This window comes from Bradyrhizobium sp. 186, assembly GCF_023101685.1.
Taxonomy (GTDB): Bacteria; Pseudomonadota; Alphaproteobacteria; order Rhizobiales; family Xanthobacteraceae; genus Bradyrhizobium.
Window position 1 is genome coordinate 1,792,234 of record NZ_CP082164.1, and the last position, 21,696, is coordinate 1,813,929.

The following is a 21,696-nucleotide window of genomic DNA, read 5'->3' on the forward strand; positions in this document are numbered from 1 at the left end:
CCGCGACGACGTCCTCGTTTGGATTCAAATGAGCGCGGCATCCGCGGCATTCCTAAATGACCGCGCAATTGGGGGCGATCGCGAAGATGGCCCGTCCGGTGATCTTGCCATCCCGCAGCTCATCGACCGCGCGCATGGCATCGCGAAGCGCGTAGCTATGCGTCACGAGCGCGCGGAGGCCAATAGCGGCATCGTCGAACCAGTCGACGTAGGTCGCGACGTCGCGATCGCCCTGCGTATCGCCACCGAAACATCCCTTGATCGCGATTCCGTGCAGTTGGATGAACCTTAGATCAAGCTCTGCTGGCCGGTGCGCGACGCCGACCACGACGACAGTGCCGCCCGGGCCGAACCCCGCTCGGCCCTTGCGCACGATGGCGAGCGCATCCGAGAAAGTCGAAGGCGCGGCGACGCAATCGATCACGTGATCGACGCCGCTCACCCCTTTGCCGTCGGCCCATTGGGCCATCGTCTCGACGAGGCCCGTCCGCGCCGTGTTGATGAGCCGCGTGGCTCCGAGCTGGTGGGCGAGGCCGAGCTTCTCTTCGTTCAGGTCGATCGCGAAGATCTCGCTCGCTCCCAGGGCGCGCGCAGCGACAATGGCCGCTCCGCCGACGCCACCTGAGCCGATGACCGCAACCGTGTCGTCGGGCTTGATCCGCGCGCTGTTCATGACGGCGCCCGCGCCTGTCACGACGGCGCAGCCGAGCACCGAGAGGGCCGGGTGACTGGAAGAGGTTGGGTAGAGATAAGCCTCGTCCGCGACCGTCCGCTCCGCCCAGGTGAAGATATCCGGCGTCGTCACGGTCCGGCCGTCAACCGTCAGCGTCACCGGCTCGACCCGCCGCGAGCCCAGAAAATCCCGCCGTGGCAGCCAGGACATGATGACGGTATCACCACGCTTGACCGCGCTCACACGCGGACCGGTTTCGGTCACGATGCCCAGGGCCTCGTGGCCGAGCAGGCGGCCGGGCGCGCCGTCCGGTGTGCGCGCGAGCTGGTCCAGCTGGTTCAGCTGGCTGTGGCAGATACCGCTTGCGATCACCTCGACCATCGCCTGATGTCCCACCGGTGCGGGAGCGACGATATTGGTCAGAACCGGCGCCCTGCTGCCGGGATAGCCGACGATGGCCTGCGTCACTCTGTGGTCCTCTTGATCGACGGGTTGCGGTGCGACTTGTAACTAGCCCGCGGTCTGCCGCTCCGACGTTCGTAGCGTGGGGTAGCGCGCCGCCAATTCCTCGAAGAGTTCTCGCACCAGCCCGGCATCTTCTTCGTGCCGGCCCGCTTTGAGGCGGGCGTCGAGCGCGTCGAACAGCTGGTGCTTGACGAAGAACCGCCACGCGACCGGCAGACGTGCCAGGATGCCGGTGAGTTCGCGATAGCGGGCCTCAGTCCAGCGCGCCTCGAAGGCGGTGCGATAGCTGCCGAAATCGAACACGTCCTTCTGCCGTTCCGGGCGCGCCTTCTGCATCTCCTGGCGCAGCTTGCGCGTCCCGTCCTCATCGACGCGGTTGCCGTCGATGACGACGCCGTACAGCCGGCGCGAGGCCTCGACCGTGACGTAGCCCGAGAGAACGTCGATCAGTACGCGGCGCGGCTCGCGCAGGAGAGGATCGCCAAATCCTCCAGCCCCCGCGCCGACCAGGCGGATCCGGTCGCCGGGCCTGCAAGGCACCACGTCGGTATTGCCGAGCGCCTCTGCGTCCGGCCGGTCGGGATTTCGTGTGAAGATCGCATTGGCGCCTGCGCCGCCACCCAGGACACCCCACGACGCGAAATACGTGCGGTCGCGATTGCGCGCCGTGACGGTGGTGCCCGGCGTGAACACCTCGAACTCCATCGTGAGGCCGAGCCCGCCGCGATAGGTTCCGGCACCGCCGGAGTCGGCCGCAAGGCAATAGCGCCGCACACGGATCGGCACTTCCAGCTCGTTGATCTCGACCGGCGTGTTGCGCAGGAAGGCATTGTTGGCGCCCGAGCCATCGCTGCCGTCACCATCCGCCATGCCGCCAGCACCGCCGCCGACCGGTCCGAGCGAAGCCATGACGCTGCGCCCGGCCTGGTCCATCGTCTTCACCGTGACGATCGCCATCCCGCCGGCCGAACAGGCGGGCAGGCGCTTGGGAATGGCGCGCGAGAACACGCCGAAAGTCAGCATGTGCGTGATTTTGCAGGTCAGGCTGCGCATGCCGACGGCCGCCGGCGCCGTCGCATTGACGACAGTCCCCTCCGGCAGGATGCAGCGAACCACGCGATCGAGCCCGGAATTGAGCAGAATGTCGCTGTTCAGCGTGTACAGGACATAATGGAATCCAACCAGCGCGAGCGCGTGGCGCGGCATGCCGCCGGTCGGCATGTTCAGGGAGGAGGCGAGCTGCGGGTCGCTGCCCGTATAGTCCATGACGGCCCGGCCGTTGTCGATCGTCAGCGTCAGTGCGACGCGCATCGGCTTGCCGTCCTCGCTGTCCTCGTCGGCATATTCCGCAAAGAAATATTCGCCGTCGGGGATTCCCTTCAGAACCGCCTCGGCCTGCTTCTCGGCATAGTCCATCACCTGGTACATGCCGGCCTTGAAATCGTCGATGCCGAAGCGCTCGATGATCTCCAGCACGCGCTTCTCGCCGTTCACCAGCATGGCGATCTGCGCCAGTAGATCGCCGCGATTCTGCGACGGCGCGCGCACGTTCATCGCCATGATGTCGAGCAGGCCTTCGTCGAGCACGCCCTGATCGACGATCTTGCAGGGCGGAAAGCGGATGCCTTCCTGCTGGATCTCGGTCAGCCTGCGCGACAACGACGCCGGGACCGCACCACCCATGTCGGTGTTGTGGATATGGCCGCCGACATAGCAGACGATCTCGCCGCGATAGAAGATCGGCTTCCACATCAGGATATCAGGCGTATGCGTCGCCACGCTGCCGCTATAGGCGTCGTTGGTCATGCAGATGTCGCCGGGACGATACTCGCCGATCAGCGCCAGCACCGGACCGTAATCGAGGCCGATATACCACGTCGCTCCAAGCGTCTTCGGCGAGGCGAAGGCGAGCCCTTCAGGCGTGATCAGAGCGCAGGAGAAATCCTCGGTCTCCTTCACGAAGGTCGAGTGCGCGGTGCGGATCAGAGTGTAGGCCATGCTCTCCGCGGCGGCCATGCAGTAATTGGCGAAGATCTGAAGTGCGGAACCACTGAGTGCCATAACCTGATCCTTTAGGCCGTAGCGGCGAGATTGATGATGTGAAGATTGCCCCAGCGGTCGACGTTCACTTCGAAATCGGGGAGCACGCAGGTGGTGGTATCGTCCTGCGCGATGATCACGGGCCCCGCGAAGCGGTCGCCGGCTCGCAGCGCCTCTCGCCGATAGAGCGGCATCTGCCGCATCGCGCCGTCCATCCAGCACGGCACGGTGGCGGCGGGCTTTGCCGGCGCGGTCGCATCCGGGATCGGCGTGAGCACCGGGCGCGGCGTGCGAACCTTGGCCACGACGCGCAGCGCCACCACCTGGATGACGGCATCCTCGTCGTGGTAGCGATAGAGGCGCTCATGGGCCCGGTGGAAGGCGTCACGCAGTGCCGCGATGTCCCGCGTGCGCATGGCCTCCGCATCGAACGAGGTCTCGATCTCGAAGGACTGGCCCTGGTAGCGCATCTCAGCGGTGTAAGTCAGTTCCGGCACCGCTCTAGCGCCGACCTCGGCGCGCACCCAGCCGATCGCTTCCTGCTCCAGGGCCAGACGCGTGCGCTCGAGCGATTCCCAGTCGTCGTCTCCGAGCGTGCACCAGGCGACCGCGACGAAATCGTTGCGCGTATCTGCAATCAGACCGCCGAGCGCGCTCAGCACGCCGGGCGTCAAAGGTACGGTAATTCGTTCCATGTTGAGTGCGCGCGCGAGATGACAGGCGAGCATCGGACCTGCGCCGCCGAAAGCCATCAGTACGAATTCCCGCGGATCGATCCCGAAACGCGAGATCAGCCGGCTGATCCCCGAATACATGCCCGAGATCGAGACATTGATGATCGCCTCGGCAACGGCTTCGACCGACTCGCCAAGCCGCGCGGCGAGGGGAGCGATCGCCTCGCGTGCGGCGGCGACATCGAGCCTGACTGAATCATAGCCCAGCGCCGTCTGACCGAGCACGCCGATGGCGGCGAACGCATCGGTGATGGTGGGCTCGCGTCCTCCGCGTCCGTAGCAAACGGGGCCCGGACTCGAACCTGCGCTCTCGGGGCCAACTTTGAGCACGCCGAACGGATCCACGCGCGCGATCGATCCGCCGCCGTCACCGATCGAGGTGACGGAGACGGATGGGATGTGGATCTGATGGTCGCCGATATATTCGCCTGTCGCGTATTGCGGCTCACCTCCGACGATCAACGCGACATCCGCGGTCGTTCCGCCGATATCGAGGCTCATGACGTTCTTCTGGTCGCAAAGCTGCGCGACCCAGGCGGCGCCGATCACGCCGGATGCGGTGCCGGAAAGAACGATCTGGACACAATCCGTCTTGCCGCGTTCGGCACTCATCACGCCGCCGTTCGACTTGGTGACCTTGAGATCCGCGGTGACACCGGAGCTATGCAAGGCCGCTTGGAGCGAGGTCAGGTAGTTCGAGACCACCGGCTGCACGTAGCCGCCGATCACCGCTGTGTTGGTGCGTTCATATTCGCGGATGATTGGCCACACCTCGCTTGCGCAGGAGACGAAGAGCTCAGGCGCAGCCTCGGCGATGATCGCCCGCACCTGTCGCTCGTGCTCCGGATTCCGATAGGCGTGCAGCAGCGAGATCACGACGCCCTCGCAGCCGGTCCGCTTCAGCCCCGCCACGGCTTCACGCACGCTCGCAGTGTCGACGGGCTCGAGCTCCTTGCCCTCGGCGTCCAGCCGTCCGTCGATGCCGAAAGTGCGATAGCGCGGCACCAGCGGCTCCGGCCGTGCCGACATCAGATGATACATATCGGGGGTCTTCAGGCGCGCCAGCACCAGGACGTCCTCGAAATAGCGGTTGGTGATCAGCCCGAGGCGGATGCCCTTGCGCTGCACCACCGCGTTGACGCCGACCGTGGTGCCGTGGGTGAAATGCACGACCTCGGCTGGGTCGATGCCGTAGCGCTCGCCGAGCATGCGCATGCCATCGGCGACCTCGCGGCCCGGCGCGTCCGGACGCGAGAACACCTTGAGGCTGCGCACGGTGCCGTTGCTCTCATCGAGGACCGCGAAGTCGGTGAAGGAGCCGCCGATATCGACGCCTATTCTCAAACCCATAGTCCAGCTATCTCCTTTAAGTCTTGTCGAACCATGCCCGCGGGCGGGCAAGGCTTCAGCGGCGCTTCTCCATGTGGTCGCGCAGCTGGAAATAACTGCCGAGGATCGGCATGAACCACGTCTGGCCGCGATAGAGCGGGTGGGACGGCAACGGCGTGCCGAAGGCGTCTGACACGAGATCGTGCTCGCCCAGCAGATGGCGCGCCAGCCGATGGCCGAGCCAGGTCATTGTCGTGACGCCGCTGCCGTTGCAGCCGGCGGCGTAGTAGCAGCCTTGGGGGTCGCGCCCGAGATGGGGCAGGGCATCCAGGGTCACGGCAACCTTGCCGCCCCAGCTATGGCTCACCTTCACGTCGCGCAACTGCGGAAAGCGTTCGGTCATCTGTGCAAACAGTATCTTTGCGCTCGCCTTGCGGTCGAGCGGATAGAAGCGAGCGCGACCGCCGAACAGGAAACGCTGTCCGTCGGGCGAGTAGCGATAATAAGCGGTGACCCGGTTTGCCTCGGCGACGCCGCGGCCCGCAGGGATGAGAGACGTCCGCAGCGGCTCGGGCAGAATTTCGGTCGCGATCTGATGCGAGGTGACGGGAACGAGGCGCCGCCTGAGCCAGGGTGTCGCCGTGCTGGTATAGCCGTTGGTTGCGATGACGACGCGTCTTGCGCGGATCTCACCGCGGCTAGTCACGATCCGGCAGCCGGCGCCCGCGCGCTCGATCGATGTCACGCGGGTATGGCAGCTGAGCTTCGCTCCCGCGCCGAGGGCGGCCATCAGCAGTCCGCCGAAGAATTTCGCAGGGTGCAGATGTCCCGCGCCGTTGATGAGCGCGCCGCCGACATAGACGTCGCTCGCGAGCTCCGTGCGCAGCGCGTTGCGATCCAGCATCCGCACGTCGCTGTCGGTATGGGCGTTGAGCTTCGCGACTCGGCCCTCCCAGTTCCGGACCTGTGCGGCGGTCCAGGCGGCGGCGATGCGACCGCTGCGGCGATAGTCGCAATCAATGCCGTGCCGCGCGATCAATGTATCGAGGAAGCGGTAGCCGGCCGCAGCCTCGCGCAGTCTATCCTCGGTCGCGGCCTTGCCGGCGGCCGCGGCCGCCGCACTGATGCGTTTGGACATGCTTTTGCCGACATTCACGCCGCCGGTGACCTGGCCGCCGCTCAGCGTGCTGGCGCCAATGCCGGGAAGCTCGGCCTCCAGCACGACCACCTCGGTCCCGTGCGCGGCGAGTTCGAGGGCACAGGATATGCCGGCATAGCCGGCACCGATGATTGCGACATCGGTCTCGTGCGGCAAGCTGCCGGCGCCGGCGTCGTTCGGACGCCAGCCGTTCCACCAATAAGGCGTCTCGGAGAAATCCGGAGCGAAGATAGAGGACTGAACCGTCATCGTTGCATCGTCCCGGCGCTACGATACGGGATCGGCAACGGCCGCCGCCGGGACGACATAGGGCGCGGAGCGTCGCTCGTTGTAGTAGAGGAAGACGCTGACGAAGGAGATGGTCGCGATGATCGCGACATAGCAGGGAACTGCGTAGGGTGTTCCCGTCCGCTCGATGAGGAATGCCGCAACCAGAGGCGCGGTCCCGCCGAACAGTGCGGTGCCGGTGTTGTAGGCGATCCCGCTCGCGGTCACGCGCATCTCCCGCGGGAACATGTCGACGAGTCCGATCGTCATGCCGCTGGTGATCAGCGGGTAGACCAGCACGGGGATCACGGCGGCGGCGATCGCGCTCGCCGGCGTGGTGAAGCTTGCGCCATAGAAGGAGAGGAACATCGCGGGGATCACGAGGATGCAGCCGGCGAGCAGGGTCGGCCGCCGTCCCACGGTGTCGTTGACCCAGCCGTAGAGGATGGTGGTCGCCATCAGCACCAGTTGGGCAATGAAAATCGCCAGGGATGCGTGCGTCTCGCCGATCTTCACGAAGTTGATGAGATAGGTCGCAAGGAAGCCGAGCACGAGATAGTTCGACAGCGTGTGGCTCATGAGGATGCTGATGAAGAACAGCATGCGGCGCCACTGGCTGCGGACCACGGCCGAGAGGGGTGGTGCTTCCGTACGGAGACGACGGCGTTCTTCTTCGATTGCCAGAAACTCCGGCGATTCATCGATCTGGTAGCGGATCCAGAGGCCCAGAAGCCCGAGCGGCACGCCAAGCCCGAACATCAGGCGCCAGCCCCAGCTTGCCATGCTCTCCGCACCGATGACGGCCGAAACGAGCGTGAAGATGCCGACCGCGATCGCGGTGCCGGCATAGGCGGCCGCCGGGGAGAAAGAGGCCCGGAGCGCCCGATGCCTGCTGCTTCCTTGCTCGACGATATAGGCGGTCGCGGCCGTGTACTCGCCACCGGCGAAGAAGCCCTGCGCGAGCCGGCAGAAGACGAGAGATGCCGTGGCAAAGCTGCCGGCGACGGCGTAGCTCGGGAGAAAAGCGGTGATTGCAGTGACCAGGCACATGCCGCTCACCGAGATGAAAAGGGCCGAGCGGCGCCCCAGACGATCGCCGACGCGGCCGAGAACGATCCCGCCGAGCGGCCGGATCAGGAAGCTCGACGCGTAGATCATCATCGTTTGCAGCAACGCCACGGTCGGGTCGCCGGGAGGGAAGAACGTCGTGGAGATGATCTTCGCCAGCAGGCCGAAGATCGCGAAATCCAGAAAGTCGATGAGATTTCCGGCCACGGCGCCGGAGATCGCCTTCAGCTGGAGGCGGCGGGTGATTGGGCCGGGGGCAGTCGCTCCGTCTCGGGTCAAAGCCAGTACTCCTGTTGTTGGACCCGTCCGCTCGCGCGGACCGTCGAGAACAAGCGCCGCATGTTTCTGTTGCCCCGGCTCAACAATCGTGCCACAATGCGGAACGTCGTTCCATTTATTGAAGCTAGCAAGGAAGCAGTGGCGTGGCAAGCGCTGTTAGGGAAAGCGCGCTTCATGCTATGGGCCGACCTCGCGGCCGTTGCGCAGGCACGCCGGAGGGCGGACGGCTGCACTGAAATCGCGGTCAGGGTGATGAAGAGTCTCTTGAAGAGCCTGGAAGTTCTGGAAGCCGTCGCGGAGATGCAGCCGGTCGGCGTGAGCGAACTTGCGCGCCGCCTCGACCTGCCCAAAACCACCACGCAGCGCATTCTGCAGACATTCGCCACGACCGGCTGGCTGCGCCCGGTCGGCGGGGAGGCAACTCGCTGGCAGATAGGCCATCGGGTGCTCCGCCTTCAGGTGCCGGAACTGCAGGGCGGGCAGCTCTATGTCGTGGCGCGCAAGCCGATGCAGGAACTACGCGACCAGGTCAACGAAACCGTGCATTTGTCGATTCTGGACGGGCTCGACGCGATGGTCCTGATCGACCGCGAGGACTGCACCCAGAATGTCAGGACCTTCAGTCCTATCGGTGATCGATCGCCCATTCATGCGACGGCCATCGGCACGGCCGTGATGGCGCACCTGTCGCCCGACGAGATCGAGGCGATCATCCAGCGCGACCTGACGCGTTATACCGACAACACGATTACCGAACCTGCGGCGTTGCGCGCGGAGCTCGATCGCGTGCGTGAGCGCGGCTACTCGCTGAACCTTTGCTGCTATCGTCCTGCCGTCTGTGCCATCGGTGCCGCCATTCTCAATTCGCAAGGTCGCCCGGTCGGCGGTCTTTGCATCTCCATGCCCGCCTCCCGCTATGTCAATGATCACGAAAAGATCTGGGGCGGCTTGGTCAACGCGGCGGCGCGCAAGATCAGTATCGGATGACATGGCCAGCTTATACCTAACGCCCCGCAGAGTTGCCGGCCAGTTGTGGGAGGGCGGCTTCTAGCCCAAAGCGAACATCGCGCCCTTTAGCGACCCAGGGGCGGATGCCCATACAAGGTATGCTATTCAAGCTCGCAATCGGATCGGAAAAACAAGATCGCCGACCGCGTCGGTCAACTCGACGCACTCGTCAAGCCGCTGCATGGAACAGTAGTTTGAGATGGTTGCAGGTCCCCGATTTGAACCCACCGCTTAGGCGGACGATCGGAGGAAATATCGCAGATTTGCGTCGTGTGGGGAAAAGCGGTAGCGGTCTCCCGCTACCATGTATCTCCCACTACGGATTGCTTGGGGAAACACCAGCGTGATGACGGGCGGAGCCTCCTCGAGGGCTGCGAGCTCGGCTTCAACTTGAAGCCGCTGGGCTTTGAGTTCCGCGATGCGCTCACGAGCATCATCGTCTCCAATGATCTGCTTGACGACTAAGAGTCTGTCCGGGATCATGCTGTTTTTTGGCAGAGCTTTCGCAGCATGAGGCGGATTGAGGCGAGGCGCAAGAACGCCAATGCCTTTCGGTTGAGGCACTCCCAATCCTTGGCCAAACGGCGGCAGCGGTTGAGCCAGGCGATGGTGCGTTCGACGATCCATCGCTTGGGCAAGATCGCAAAACTCTTTGCTGTATCGGAGCGCTTGACGATCTCGACGTCGATTTGCCGGAGGATTTTGCGAACGGCGGACTGAAAGATCGGCCCCTGATAGCCGCCGTCAGCATAGAGCTTCAGCAGGAATGGATGCAGGCCAAACAGCGTGGCCATCACCAGCACCCCACCGTCACGATCCTGGATGTCCGCCGAATGCACGAGGGCGTGGAGCAGCAAGCCTTGAGTATCGACTAGGATGTGGCGCTTCTTGCCCTTGATCTTCTTGCCCGCATCGTAGCCATGCGGGTCGATCCACGCCCCCCTTTTTCCGCGCTCTTGACGCTTTGACTGTCGATGATGGCGGCGCTCGGGCTGGGTTCTCGGTTAGCCAATTCTCGACATTGTACATAGAGCGCGTGATGGATGCGATCGAGCGTGCCGTTCCAAGCCCACAAGTCAAAATAGTCGTGCACCGTGCTGCGTGGCGGCAGGTCCTTCGGGATCGCTCGCCATTGGCAACCGGTGCTCAGCACATACATCAGGCCATTGATCACCTCGCGCACATCGACCGTGCGCTTGTTGCCGCCTCGCTTGGCTGGCGCAATCAGCGGCTCCACCAACGCCCATTCCTCATCAGTCAAATCGCTTGGATAGCGTAGCCGGCTTCGGTCGTAACGACCGCGGTTCTCCTTCGTCCACATGGGCGCCCCTTCGAATCGGACCGCCACCCTTGAATCACAAATGATTCCGATGATTCAAGATGTTCCCGGACAGACACTAAAACACGATGAGATGAGGATGAATCATCATCGCGCTTTAGGTTGTTGTTTGAGCACGATCTTTTCGGAAAACCGCTTCGCACAGTTCCGGATCATGCTCTAGCTAGGTCGATGTTGCGCTGGCGTTCGCTCTCGATCCGGGACCGCTTCGCCTCAAGCTTTACGCGCGTGGATGTCGAACTCGCTGCCAAGCGCTGCCGCTCCTCGTTGTAATTGCGAGCGTAGGCTTCTATGAGGCGCGGATCATTTAGTTCTTCGCACATACCGTTCAATGCGGCCCTCTCGACATAGGGCAAATAGACGATCCGGCGATTGAACAACTCCCGTTTTCGCGCACTCCAGAGTGGGCGAACGTTATTGTCCGGCAGCGGAATGTTCCCTGTCACGATGAGAACGTCCGCCGTGCCATCTCGCAGTGCCGTCGCGAGCTGCGTTCGCGACCGATCGACCGTTGCGAGTTCGATACGAGGATGCCGATTCTTGAATTCAGTCAGAGTCGCTCGCAGATTGCCGGCGGATATGGAGGTGCAAAAGCCGATCGATGAAGTCATTCAATTTATTCCGAAGTCCGAGCTTGAGCGGGCTCGCTTAATTCGAGAAGCGCGCGCGATATACGACAGCATCTTCCCGCCGGCCGATGCGATCAGCGAGCAGGGGAACGACAAGACGCTGCTTAGTCAGGGTTAATTTTGGACCGCCCACCGGTGCCGGGACCCATCCGTGATCGAGTCTCCGTCCGTAGTGCGTGGCGGCAATGACGCGCTTCAATCGTGTCAGGCTATGAAACGCGGCTTTCACGGCGGGCCGTCAGGCCGCTTGCTTCCGAGTCTTTGGCTTCGGCTTTTTATCGAGAGAAGCTTTCTCTAATGCCGGGCGAGCGCCGGGACCCGGATGGACATGAACTTCCTTGGCCGAAAGCGGTTCGCCGCATTCCGAACACACCATCACGGGATCGAACATCTTGCCGCACTTGCGGTGCTCATGCAGTAGGGGGCGTCCGCGTTCGTCGACCATGTGGATGTCGCCCCAATGGACGAGCGCCATCATGATCGGATAGAGATCGAGGCCCTTTTGCGTCAGGATGTACTCGTGGCGTTTGGGCGATTCCTGATATGGAATGCGGCGCAGCACTCCCTGCCGAACCAGCTTTTTCAGCCGTTCTGCGAGCAAGTGGCGCGTGATTCCAAGTGCTGACTGAAAGCCCTCGAAGCGGCGCGTGCGCAGGAAGCATTCGCGGAGGATCAGAAGCGTCCAACGGTCGCCGATCACGCCAATGGTTCGAGCCATCGAACATGGTTCTTCCTCGAGTTCATCCCATTTCATTCCTGCTCTCCGGTCGTCCGGCGCTGTTCCGCTCGAATCATCCAGGGAACCGCAGTCTAGTTCTACCATTCTAGATAGGTACTCAATTTCAAACAATACCCGGTTATCAGTTCAAACTAGGTGTAATTCAGTGGGCTTTGACAGTTCACTTTAAGAACTGTAAGGACGATTAGTAGCCATGGGCCAGCGTGAGGACCATCAGGCGCGACCATTCATCTCGCTCTACGGGAGGAGCTGATATGTCCCTGAAAGTTGAATTCCTGTTCGATTTCGGCAGCCCGAACGCTTACCTGGCAGAGCTGGTCCTTCCGGGAATCGAACGGCGCACTGGCGTGAAATTCGACTATGTCCCGGTTCTGCTCGGCGGCATCTTCAAGGCGACGGGCAACATGTCGCCGTTCGACTCGCTTCGCGGCATCAAGAACAAGCCGGAATACCAGGCGCTGGAGACCCAGCGCTTCATTCGGCGCCATAACGCAACGAAGTTCAGCTCCAATCCGTTCTTTCCGGTCAACACCCTGATGCTGATGCGCGGCGCCGTTGCGGCCCAGTTCGAAGGCATGTTCGAACCCTATTTCCGCGCCGCCTATCACCACATGTGGGAAGAGCCGAAGAAGATGGATGACCTCGAAACCTTCCGGAACGCATTCATCTCCTCAGGCGTCGATATCGACCGGCTGATTGCGCGTGCGCAGCAGGATGACGTCAAGAAGGGGTTGATCGATCGGACCACCGAGGCGGTCAACCGCGGTGCATTCGGCTCGCCGACTTTCTTCGTTGGAAAGGAAATGTTCTTCGGCAAGGACCAGCTCCGTGACGTCGAGGAGTCGATCGTCGAACAGACCAGCCAGCCGGTTTCGAAAACGGCCTAAGGTTGTGAACTGAGGCCTGTCGGGCCGAAGTCCCGGGCCTGCATGACGAAAACTCAGTCGGCCCCGCAGTAAAGTAAACTCAGGGAGAATGTCCATGCCTGGCCCACTTAGCGGTGTTCGCGTCCTCGATTTGACAGGCGTGGTGTCGGGCCCGTTCGCGACCATGTTTCTGGCGGATCAGGGCGCCGACGTCCTGAAGATCGAGCCGATCGGCGGCGATATTACCCGCCGCAGCCGTGCCACCATCGACAAGGATGGCGAGTTCTCGGCGCTGTTCATCTCCTCCAATCGCGGCAAGCGTTCGCTGTCGATCGACATCAAGAGCACGGCCGGCCGCGAGGTGCTCGCGAAGCTGGTCGCGCAGGCTGATGTGCTGGTGCAGAACTTCCGCCCCGGGACCATGGAGCGCCTCGGGCTCGGCGTCGAGGAGTTGCGCCTGCGGTATCCACGCCTGATCTACGTCTCGATCAGCGGCGTCGGCGATACCGGCCCGTACGTGAAGAAGCGCGTCTACGATCCGATCATTCAGGGCCTGTCCGGCTTCGCCGATATCCAGTCGCAGCCGGTCACGAACCGTCCGCAAATGATCCGCACAATCGTATGCGACAAGACCACGGCGGTGTTCACCGCACAGGCGGTGGCGGCGGCGCTCTACGCTCGCGAGAAGACCGGGCAGGGCGATCATATTCAGGTTGCGATGCTGGATGCGATGCTCTCGTATTTGTGGCCGGAAGGCATGATGCAGTACACGGTGGTGGGAGCTGAGGCCACCGCTGCCGATCCCAACGATCGGCCCGATCTCGTGTTCAAGACCAGCGACGGCTACATCACGGCCGGTACCATTTCGGATTCCGAATGGCAGGGGTTTTGCCGCGCCTCCGGCGATCCCGAGCTTGCCAAGGATCCTCGGTTTGCGACGCCATCGGCGCGTTCAGTCAACGCCACGGCCCGCATCAACAAGATGGCGGAGTATATCGGCCAGCGCACCACTGCCGAATGGCTGGAGCGCCTGGACGCCGCTGACGTCCCTTGCGCACCGATCTTGCGGCGGGGCGAGATCATCCACAATGAGCAGGTGATCGCGCGCCAAATCATCGCGGAGTTCGATCAGCCGAAAGTCGGGCGGGTGCGGCAGCCGAAGCCGGCGGCCCGCTTTGAGGTCAATGAGGCCGCGATTGGCGGGCCTGCTCCCCGGGTCGGCGAACACTCGCGCGACGTGTTGCGCGAGCTGGGCTACGACGACGTTGCCATCGATAAGATGGTCGCCGAGCGCAGCGTACGTGTGGTGGTATAGTCCCGAAGCCTTCCTCGCGCGAGTGGTGGGCGGTTTCTAGACTTTCGCCGGCAGCGGCGTGATCGGTGCCATCGGGACATTCGCTGCGATCGCTCGCTGATAGGCATCCCGTTTCTTGATGCGTTCGAGATAGGGCTGCGCGTTGTCGCAAATGCCGACGCCATAGGCGATGGCCCACTCAAGGCAAGTCGTGAGCAGGATGTCAGCGCTGGTAAACCGGTTGCCCATCAGGAATTGCCGGCCGTCTGCGAGCGCGACTTCGACATGGTGCAACTGCTGGCGGAAATACGCGCCAGCCTGGGTAACAACCTCGGGCGCAATACCGTAGATCGGGCCGAGCCCATCGGCCCGATGGCGGCGCATCACGTAAAGGCTGGTTGAATCCAGCTCCGCGACGATAAAGAAGCACCACTCCAGCCACGCGGCATACCCGCGGGTGGCCTCCGGAATCAGCGAGCGTTCCGTCGTGGAATACATTCGCGACAGGTAGGCAACGATTGCGGCGCTCTCGCCGATGCTGAAGTCGCCGTCCTGAAGCAGCGGAATCTTCTGGCGCGGATTGAGCTTGGTGTATTCAGCGGTCTTGGTCTCGCCCGTTCTCGGCCCGATGGGCTTTGTCTCGTAGACCAAGCCTAGCTCGTGCATGGCCCAATGCGGACGAATGGTGCGGCTTGTCCCAACGCCCCACAAGGTCAGGTTTGGTGTCGCGCTCATGTCACCACTTCTCCACGGACGGGCGGAGATCGAGCTCGTGGGTCCAGCCATCCCTGCTTTGCTGATGGGTGAACCAATAGGCGTCAGCAATGGAAGACGTCTTGGTCAGGCTATCCGCGGGAATTTCGCTTGCCTCGATCCCTTTCGCTGCTTTCATGCGCTGATGAATGGCTTCGCTATCCACGCCTGCATCGATTAAAAGATGCACGACATGAATATTCTTCGGCCCCAGCTCGCGCGCCATCGCTTGGGCCACTGCACGAAGCCCGAACTTCGCGGATGAAAATGCCGCAAACCCCTTGCCGCCGCGCACACTGGCCGTCGCACCCGTAAAGAAGATAGTGCCATGTCCGCGCGGAAGCATGACGCGCGCAGCCTCTCGTCCGACCAGGAAGCCGCCATAGCAGGCCCAGTTCCCAGGCCTTGAAGAACAGCTTCTCCGTGGTGTCCAGCAGAGGCTTGTTGACGTTCGAACCGGCATTGTAGAGGCAGACCTCGATGGGCCCGAGCTCTTTCTCGATCCACGCGAATATGCCTTGGACCTCTGCTTCCTGGCGGGCATCGATGCTGAACGCGTGAATGTTATGCCCCGCAGCCCTCAGCTCGGACACAAGCCCCTGCGATTTGGATGCATCACGCCTGCAGATGCAAACCGTATAGCCGCCCTTGGCAAAACGCCGCGCGACCGCCGCCCCAATGGCATCGCCAGCACCCACAAGTATCGCCACACCGCGGCTCGCCGCCATTTCGTTTCTCCCATTAAGTTCTATTTTGATACTTTAATCGTAGCGGCCGGCCGGTGCATTGTAAACGGCGGTTTTCACCAATGGCGAGGATGACTATAGGGCAGCTATGGTGCCCCTTTGGATCTCGGGAAGCCACGACGATGAATTAATGATTGACGAGTTCTAAAAAAGAACGATACGTAAGCGGCGAATGTGCCGCGTTGCAAGAGCAGGCATGGTTTGGTCGGGAGGTAAGTCGTGGCGGAGCTTTCGGAGGCGATCAATCTCGACGAGATTGCTGTCGGCTTACCGGGTCGCATCCATGAAGTAACGACAAGACAGGCTGCCGATGCCCCCGACCGGATTGCGCTGGTCGAAGACGGGACATCCTGGAGCTACCGCGATCTGGAGCAACGCGTTAGCGAGATCGCCACGGTGCTTTCGTCGCTGGGGATCAGGCCAGGCGACCGGATGATCATTGTCAGCGAAAACTGTATTGCGCTCGCCGCCTTGCTGCTGGCGACGAGCCGGCTCGATGCCTGGGCGATCGTCGCAAACCCGCGATTGTCCGCACGCGAACTGGACCAGATCCGTGACCATAGCGGCGCACGACGGATGTTCTTCACGTCAAGTATTTCGAAGGAGGCCGCGGCTCACGCGTCGCGCTATGGCGCCGAGCACCGGCGAATAGGTCCACTGCTGGCGACTGGTGTTGGTCCGCTCAACGAAAGCGCAACCGTCGAGGCGGTGGAGGCCGATCCGGCAAAGCAAGTCGCGGTGCTGATCTACACCTCGGGAACGACGGGGACCCCGAAGGGCGTGATGCTCTCGCATGACAATCTGCTGATCAGCGCGAAGACCACTGCGTATTTCCGCAAAATGAATGAAGACGACAAAATCTATCTCGTATTGCCGATCTCCCATATCGTCGGCATCTCGCTCCTGATCATGACATTGATGGTCGGCGGTGCGGTGCGGATGGTCAGCAAATACGATCCTGCCGCGACCGCCAAGGCGATCGCGGAGGAGGACGTCACCATCCTCAACGGCGTGCCTGCCACCTATCAACGGCTGCTGGAGTACAAGAGCGTATCAGGTGTGGAGCAGCTCGCCCGAGGCTCGTTACGCTTGATCGCCGTCGCCGGCGCGCCCCTCGATTTGAATCTGAAGTCGCGTGTGGAAAAAGAGTTCGGCCTTCCGCTCCTTAACGGCTACGGCATCACCGAATGCTCGCCTGGAATATCAGGCGTGCGCTTCGATGCGCCACGCTCGGATGAGGCGGTTGGCACGCTGCTGCCGGGCGTAGAGGCGCGGTTGCGAACACTCGACGGATTTCCCACGGCAAGAGGTGAAGTCGGCGAGCTGCATGTTCGCGGGCGCAACGTGATGCTGGGTTACTATCGCGCCCGGGAGCTTACCGCGAAGGTGATCGGCAGCGAGGGCTGGTTCAACACCGGCGATCTAGCACGCTTCGACGGCGATTGCCTGTACATTGTCGGCCGCACCAAGGAAATGATCATCCATTCGGGCTTCAACGTCTATCCCGCGGAGGTCGAAGCGGTCCTCAGCTCACACGAAGACGTCGTGCAATCTGCGGTGGTCGGTCGTGCGGCAGGTGGCAACGAGGAGATCGTCGCCTTTGTGCAACTGCTGCCGGGGTCCCGCATGACGCCGGACGATTTGATGAGCTTCATCCGATTTCAGTTGACCTCATACAAGCGTCCGTCCGAAATCGTCATCCTCGATGCTTTGCCGGCCACCTCAACCGGCAAGATACTCAAGCACAAGCTCGCGGAGTCCTTGCGTAGCGAGGGTAGCGAAACCCCTGCGGCGCAGACGTCCGAATTTCACGGACAACATGTCTAACCTGACCGGGAGAGCACCCTTGCAGAAGAGAAACGCAACCGTGGCCGTGATCGGCGCCGGAGACTACATCGGCGGCGAGATCGCCAAGAAGTTCGCCTCGGAGGGCTTCACGGTTTTTGCCGGGCGTCGCAATGGCGCCAAGCTCGAGCCTTTGATCAAGGAAATCGAGCAAGCCGGAGGCGAAATTCACGGACGCTCGCTCGATGCGCGCAAGGAAGAGGAGATCATCTCCTTCCTTGGTGACGCGGACAAACATGCTCCGCTGGAGGTCTGCATCTTCAACATCGGGGCCAACGTCAACTTTCCAATTCTGGATACGACCGAACGTGTGTTCCGCAAGGTTTGGGAAATGGCGTGCTATTCCGGCTTTCTTGCTGGCCGCGAGGCAGCTCGCCTGATGCTCCCCCGCGGCAAGGGAAATATCTTCTTCACCGGTGCGACAGCGAGCCTTCGCGGTGGGACGGGATATGCGGCGTTTGCCAGCGCCAAGTTCGGCCTGCGGGCCGTCGCACAGGCGACTGCGCGCGAATTGGGTCCAAAGAACATCCACGTGGCGCATCTCATCATCGATTCCGGCGTCGATACGGAATGGGTTCGTCAGCGGCGGATCGAGGCGCTCGGTCCCGATGCGCTGGATGATCCCGATCTCTTGATGCCGCCATCGTCGGTCGCAGAATCCTATTGGCTGCTTTATCAGCAGCCTAAGAGCGCCTGGACTTTTGAACTGGAGATTCGTCCGTTCGGCGAGAAGTGGTAGTGGGAGCCGTCGGTGATGGAGCTCAATCTATCCGGCGAGGAGGCTGCATTTCGTGACGAAGTGCGCGCCTTCATCGCTGAGAACCATCCGGCGGAAATGCGCGTGCCCAATCCGGAAACCGACCTGTCCAAGCAGCAGATGCTGCTGTGGCACCGTATCCTCCATCAGAAGGGATGGGTTGCGCCGCTCTGGCCCAAGGAGCATGGCGGCCCGGGCTGGTCGATCACGCAGCGCTTCATCTTCGAGCAGGAGACGTCACGCGCCGGGACGCTGCCGTCCCTCGCGTTCAGCGCGACCATGGTCGGCCCGGTGATCTACACCTTCGGCAACGAAGCGCAGAAACAGAAGTTTCTGCCGCGGATTCTCTCCGGTAAGGATTGGTGGTGCCAGGGTTATTCAGAGCCGGGATCCGGCTCCGACATCGCGTCGGTCCGCACCAAAGCAGTGCGGGACGGCGATCGGCCAAGGCTCAGGCCGGCATCTCCTTCCTGCTGATCGACATGAAATCCCCCGGCGTCACCGTGCGACCGATCATCACCGTCGACGGATCGAGGTCCGGCACGGGCGGCGGCGAGTGGCCCCGGCTCACGCGCACTAGGAACCTTCGCGCACGATCAAAGCTTGAATCCCCGGGCCAGCGTCGTCGCCGATTGCTGGTCTGCACGGCCCCGCCTCCAAGCCCCCATACCCCCAGGGTGGGGCCGTGCTTCATCGCAGGAGATGCCATGCCTGAGCCGAGCGAGCAGGACATCAGAGAACGCGCGCACCGACTGTGGGAGCGAGCTGGCAAGCCGGAAGGCCGTGAGGAAGAGTTTTGGCACGCGGCCGAGCAGGAGCTGCGCAATGAGGACAAGTCGAACCCCATGCGGACGCCGGATACGCTGTGACCGCCAAGAAGTGCCCATTCTGCTACGGTCTGGGGTGGGTCTGTGAAAACCATCCGCTCCGGGCCTGGAGTGAAAAATTAAGCGGCTGCCGGTGCGGTGAGGGGATGCCTTGCACCTGCAACACCACCGAAGACCCCGAGATCAGAGCTGTCGTGATCGATGCGGACGCAACTTGGCATTAAATCGGCCATTTGCGCCCCCGCGAGCCCTGTAGGCGGGTAGCTTAGCTGGTTAGAGCACGGGAGTCATAATCCTGGGGGCGGGGGGCGAGTCTCTCTCCCGCTACCAACAATCCTCCCTGGCCTCCGTTCGATCTTGCGAAAGATCTCAAGCGACTGAAACCAGAAACTCGGGCAAATCGTCTCGGGAAATGAAGGTATCGACCACCCGCCACCAACAAGCGCTTTGATTGACAGTCGCTTACGTTGTACTTTGTTGGTCGACAGTCTGCGCGCGCTGACGGGACGGCCGCCCGTACCAATCAGGCCGGAGGGGCACGCGGACCCGACGTCGATAAGCTGGTGCATGTTCGGCTCCAGATGAGGAACGATCGCCGCTAACGATGTCTCCATCAATTCCACAGGCCATGCTGACCGAGCTTCGGCGTCTACTCGCGTCGGCGATTTCCGATGCCAAAGCCTATGACGTCCCGGGCTTGTGTCGCCGTCTTGGATTAGATGACGGTGACGAACAGGAAGCCTTCGCGAGCAAGAATAAGTATGCGCAGAGGCGCCTCGCAGCCGTTTCCGCCGATTAGCTCGTCACAATCGCGTGTCGCCTGACGGTCGAGGGACGACATTTCGAACTCGGCGAGCATTTGGCCAAGATCAATGACCTCAAGGGGCCGCCGGTGACGCAACTAACTCGGCGGCGTCTCATCGCCTTGTTCGATAGGCTCCCGCTCGCGCGCGAGATCGATGACTTGGATCTCATCCGGAGCCTCTGGCCCACCGCATCGCTACCGGCGCCACATCCAAGTGTCGAGCCCACGCTCGAAGACTATCTCCATCGGCACACCATCCGGAACGATGTCCTTTCTAACCGAGACGTACTGGAAGCGCTCGGCTTGCTGAACTGCTCCCGTTCGCAGTTGTTCAAGCTGCTCGCAGCAGTTACTTCGCCGGAAACCCGGTCCGTGCCGGAACAGACCGAGCTAGCCGACAAGATAGACGCCCTGTTGCGCCACGACGGATATACACTCGCTCTGGCAGGGAAAATTTCAGGAAGCCCATTCTTCGCCGTCCGTTCAACTCCGACCGGTTCGCCATCCGACGAGAGCATTTCTTCGACACTGGCTGCTTTCGATCCAACTCAGGTCCACGCACGCTGGACCATGGCAATGGAGCGGCGCACGTCGGAACCGGCAGGCGCGATAACGCTGGCGCGTACGCTCCTTGAGGACGTTTGCAAATGGATTCTTGATCGCGCGGGTGAGACTTGGCAGGAAAAGGACGACTTGCCGGTACTTTACCGCAAATTGGCGAAAGTCCTGAAGCTTGCGCCGGACGATCACACCGAGCCAGTGTTCAAGCAGATTCTGGGAAGCTGTCAGTCCGTTGTCGAGTCTTTGGGTGCTCTGCGCAACAAATTGAGCGATGCGCACAGTCCGGGCCCGAAGCGAGCACGTCCCCAAGCTCGTCACGCGGAGTTGGCGGTCAATCTCGCTGGAGCGATGGCGACGTTTCTCGTCGCGACGTGGGAGGCACGGCAGGCAGACGCAAGTAACCGAACGACCGCAACGAGGCAGCCGAGCGAGCAAAAAGAAGGATGGAATACTTCGGATGGGTAGAGCACGAACGAAACCCATTATGCTTCATGGTCCAACAAAACTCTGATGGGTCACTTCGATCCACTCATCCTGCGAGCTTCGGGATACCGGTTGGGATGACAAGGAGATCTAGACGACATGGAAATGGATAAGGCGACCTTTCTGAACCTGGCGCCCGAGTACTACATGCTCGCGTTCTTTATCCACTTCGAATATCCGCAGAACTATTATTCAGAGGGGACTTCTGAAGGACTTCACTTATACCAGTGAAGATCAGGAGGAATACTGCTACGTTGAAAACGAGGCGCTGCGGGCTGAGGCTCTGCGGCTAATGTTGAAGCACGACGCCATCAGGATCACTCATGATCCGTTCGGACCTACGCTTTGGCAGAGAGGCGAGGGCTATGGGCTGTTGTCGGAGATGCTTCAGAACTCCGCGGACAGTCCGTTCTTCAAGGCTCGGGCGTCCGGCGAGGAGAGACTATGGCTGTCGAGCGCGTTGCTCAAGGTCAACAGCATGGCGCGCAAGCTAAAGATAACAGAGCAGGATTTCTTAGGAGCGCCACTCGATGAGTGGGCTCCGATTACTATCAGGCAGAATGATCCGGAAGTCGCCAATGCCGTCGAGCAATTGGAAGCGGCCACACATGCTATTGAGCAGGACAACGGCTATGCGGTGACGCATCCCCAAGAGCGAGACTCGGTGGTACTCGATTTGAAGGGTGGCTTGGAGAAGCTGAGGTCGGACTCCATTAGCGCAGGGTCGGTGCGAAAACTCGTTACGGCCTTGAAGAAAGCGAGCTTTCGATTTGCGAACACTGTTAAAGGACAAACTATCGAAGGCGCGCTCCTGGCCATCAAGGACGTCGTGAAATCCCACCTAAGTTCTGCGCTAGAGCACCTCTGGTCGCTTTTCTAGGGGGCGAATGTTTCAGTTGCGGTGGCCGCATGTAGGATGGGTAGAGCACCTCCGAAACCCTTCATGCTTCACCATCGGAAAAGGTGCTGACGGGTTTCGCTCCGCTCCACCCATCCGACGGGCTGCATCAATCATGTCATTGCGACCAAG

General features: G+C 61.8%; 20 protein-coding genes and 1 pseudogene. 10 read left to right on the forward strand and 11 right to left on the reverse strand.

Annotation, left to right across the window (positions count from 1 at the left end):
* Positions 1-52 precede the first annotated feature (52 nt).
* The 5 genes from IVB18_RS08350 to IVB18_RS08370 are packed head-to-tail and all read right to left on the reverse strand — an operon-like array spanning position 53 to position 8,014.
* A complete protein-coding gene (locus tag IVB18_RS08350; RefSeq protein ID WP_247988708.1) occupies positions 53-1,141 on the reverse strand; it encodes a zinc-binding dehydrogenase in 1,089 nt (362 codons plus the stop codon).
* Between the two features lie 42 nt (positions 1,142-1,183).
* Positions 1,184-3,199, reverse strand: coding sequence for a hydantoinase B/oxoprolinase family protein (locus IVB18_RS08355; protein WP_247988709.1), 2,016 nt, complete (start codon positions 3,197-3,199; stop codon positions 1,184-1,186).
* 11 nt (positions 3,200-3,210) lie between these two features.
* On the reverse strand, positions 3,211-5,262 hold the full coding sequence (locus tag IVB18_RS08360; RefSeq protein WP_247988710.1) for a hydantoinase/oxoprolinase family protein: 2,052 nt from the start codon (positions 5,260-5,262) through the stop codon (positions 3,211-3,213).
* Positions 5,263-5,317: 55 nt separating this feature from the next.
* A complete protein-coding gene (locus tag IVB18_RS08365; protein WP_247988711.1) occupies positions 5,318-6,649 on the reverse strand; it encodes an FAD-binding oxidoreductase in 1,332 nt (443 codons plus the stop codon).
* Between the two features lie 18 nt (positions 6,650-6,667).
* Positions 6,668-8,014: an MFS transporter gene (locus IVB18_RS08370; protein WP_247988712.1), complete on the reverse strand. Its 1,347-nt coding sequence runs from the start codon at positions 8,012-8,014 to the stop codon at positions 6,668-6,670.
* Positions 8,015-8,074: 60 nt separating this feature from the next.
* On the opposite strand from IVB18_RS08370, the gene IVB18_RS08375 reads away from it, so the two are divergent.
* Positions 8,075-9,001 carry an IclR family transcriptional regulator gene (locus IVB18_RS08375; protein WP_247988713.1) on the forward strand — a complete coding sequence of 309 codons (927 nt, stop codon included), beginning with the start codon at positions 8,075-8,077 and terminating at the stop codon, positions 8,999-9,001.
* A gap of 500 nt (positions 9,002-9,501) precedes the next feature.
* Here the strand turns inward: IVB18_RS08375 and IVB18_RS08380 are convergent.
* Together IVB18_RS08380 and IVB18_RS51895 are read right to left on the reverse strand one after the other, a co-directional pair.
* Positions 9,502-10,343, reverse strand: a protein-coding gene (locus IVB18_RS08380) for an IS5 family transposase (protein ID WP_247801096.1) whose coding sequence is annotated in 2 segments (ribosomal slippage) — positions 9,502-9,971 and positions 9,971-10,343 — 843 coding nt in all. Because the reading frame shifts where the segments join, the coding sequence is not laid out codon by codon here.
* A gap of 170 nt (positions 10,344-10,513) precedes the next feature.
* The gene (locus tag IVB18_RS51895; RefSeq protein ID WP_346732617.1) at positions 10,514-10,972 is read right to left on the reverse strand and encodes a LysR family transcriptional regulator substrate-binding protein; all 459 of its coding nucleotides are present in this window, start codon (positions 10,970-10,972) and stop codon (positions 10,514-10,516) included.
* On the opposite strand from IVB18_RS51895, the gene IVB18_RS08390 reads away from it, so the two are divergent.
* The gene (locus tag IVB18_RS08390) at positions 10,947-11,108 is read left to right on the forward strand and encodes a hypothetical protein (protein WP_247991976.1); all 162 of its coding nucleotides are present in this window, start codon (positions 10,947-10,949) and stop codon (positions 11,106-11,108) included. The genes IVB18_RS51895 and IVB18_RS08390 overlap by 26 nt on opposite strands.
* 120 nt (positions 11,109-11,228) lie before the next feature.
* On the opposite strand, the gene IVB18_RS08395 is transcribed toward IVB18_RS08390, so the two are convergent.
* Complete coding sequence (locus tag IVB18_RS08395; protein ID WP_247988714.1) at positions 11,229-11,744, reverse strand: helix-turn-helix domain-containing protein; 516 nt, start codon at positions 11,742-11,744, stop codon at positions 11,229-11,231.
* Between the two features lie 239 nt (positions 11,745-11,983).
* Here IVB18_RS08395 and IVB18_RS08400 point away from each other — a divergent pair, with 239 nt between their 5' ends.
* Both IVB18_RS08400 and IVB18_RS08405 read left to right on the forward strand, forming a co-directional pair.
* On the forward strand, positions 11,984-12,616 hold the full coding sequence (locus tag IVB18_RS08400) for a 2-hydroxychromene-2-carboxylate isomerase (RefSeq protein ID WP_247988715.1): 633 nt from the start codon (positions 11,984-11,986) through the stop codon (positions 12,614-12,616).
* Between the two features lie 94 nt (positions 12,617-12,710).
* On the forward strand, positions 12,711-13,910 hold the full coding sequence (locus IVB18_RS08405; RefSeq protein WP_247988716.1) for a CoA transferase: 1,200 nt from the start codon (positions 12,711-12,713) through the stop codon (positions 13,908-13,910).
* 36 nt (positions 13,911-13,946) lie between these two features.
* Here the strand turns inward: IVB18_RS08405 and IVB18_RS08410 are convergent, their stop codons facing one another.
* Both IVB18_RS08410 and IVB18_RS08415 read right to left on the reverse strand, forming a co-directional pair.
* Positions 13,947-14,624 carry a glutathione S-transferase family protein gene (locus tag IVB18_RS08410; protein WP_247988717.1) on the reverse strand — a complete coding sequence of 226 codons (678 nt, stop codon included), beginning with the start codon at positions 14,622-14,624 and terminating at the stop codon, positions 13,947-13,949.
* Between the two features lies 1 nt (position 14,625).
* A pseudogene (locus tag IVB18_RS08415) lies at positions 14,626-15,370 on the reverse strand (SDR family NAD(P)-dependent oxidoreductase).
* Positions 15,371-15,607: 237 nt separating this feature from the next.
* Here IVB18_RS08415 and IVB18_RS08420 point away from each other — a divergent pair.
* The 4 genes from IVB18_RS08420 (at position 15,608) to IVB18_RS08435 (ending at position 18,859) form a co-directional block, all read left to right on the forward strand.
* Complete coding sequence (locus IVB18_RS08420) at positions 15,608-17,215, forward strand: AMP-binding protein (RefSeq protein WP_247988718.1); 1,608 nt, start codon at positions 15,608-15,610, stop codon at positions 17,213-17,215.
* A gap of 19 nt (positions 17,216-17,234) precedes the next feature.
* Positions 17,235-17,972, forward strand: a complete 738-nt coding sequence (locus IVB18_RS08425) for an SDR family oxidoreductase (protein ID WP_247988719.1) — start codon at positions 17,235-17,237, stop codon at positions 17,970-17,972.
* 15 nt (positions 17,973-17,987) lie between these two features.
* Positions 17,988-18,467 (forward strand): acyl-CoA dehydrogenase family protein, encoded by a 480-nt coding sequence (locus tag IVB18_RS08430; RefSeq protein ID WP_247988720.1) that lies wholly within the window; start codon positions 17,988-17,990, stop codon positions 18,465-18,467.
* Between the two features lie 230 nt (positions 18,468-18,697).
* Positions 18,698-18,859 (forward strand): DUF2934 domain-containing protein, encoded by a 162-nt coding sequence (locus IVB18_RS08435; RefSeq protein ID WP_247988721.1) that lies wholly within the window; start codon positions 18,698-18,700, stop codon positions 18,857-18,859.
* A 673-nt stretch (positions 18,860-19,532) separates the two neighbouring features.
* Here the strand turns inward: IVB18_RS08435 and IVB18_RS08440 are convergent.
* Positions 19,533-19,676 (reverse strand): hypothetical protein, encoded by a 144-nt coding sequence (locus IVB18_RS08440; protein ID WP_247988722.1) that lies wholly within the window; start codon positions 19,674-19,676, stop codon positions 19,533-19,535.
* Between IVB18_RS08440 and IVB18_RS08445 the strand changes: the two genes are divergently transcribed.
* Positions 19,677-20,648: an abortive infection family protein gene (locus IVB18_RS08445; protein WP_247988723.1), complete on the forward strand. Its 972-nt coding sequence runs from the start codon at positions 19,677-19,679 to the stop codon at positions 20,646-20,648.
* Between the two features lie 310 nt (positions 20,649-20,958).
* Complete coding sequence (locus tag IVB18_RS08450; RefSeq protein WP_247988724.1) at positions 20,959-21,546, forward strand: hypothetical protein; 588 nt, start codon at positions 20,959-20,961, stop codon at positions 21,544-21,546.
* The last annotated feature ends 150 nt before the right edge of the window (positions 21,547-21,696 follow it).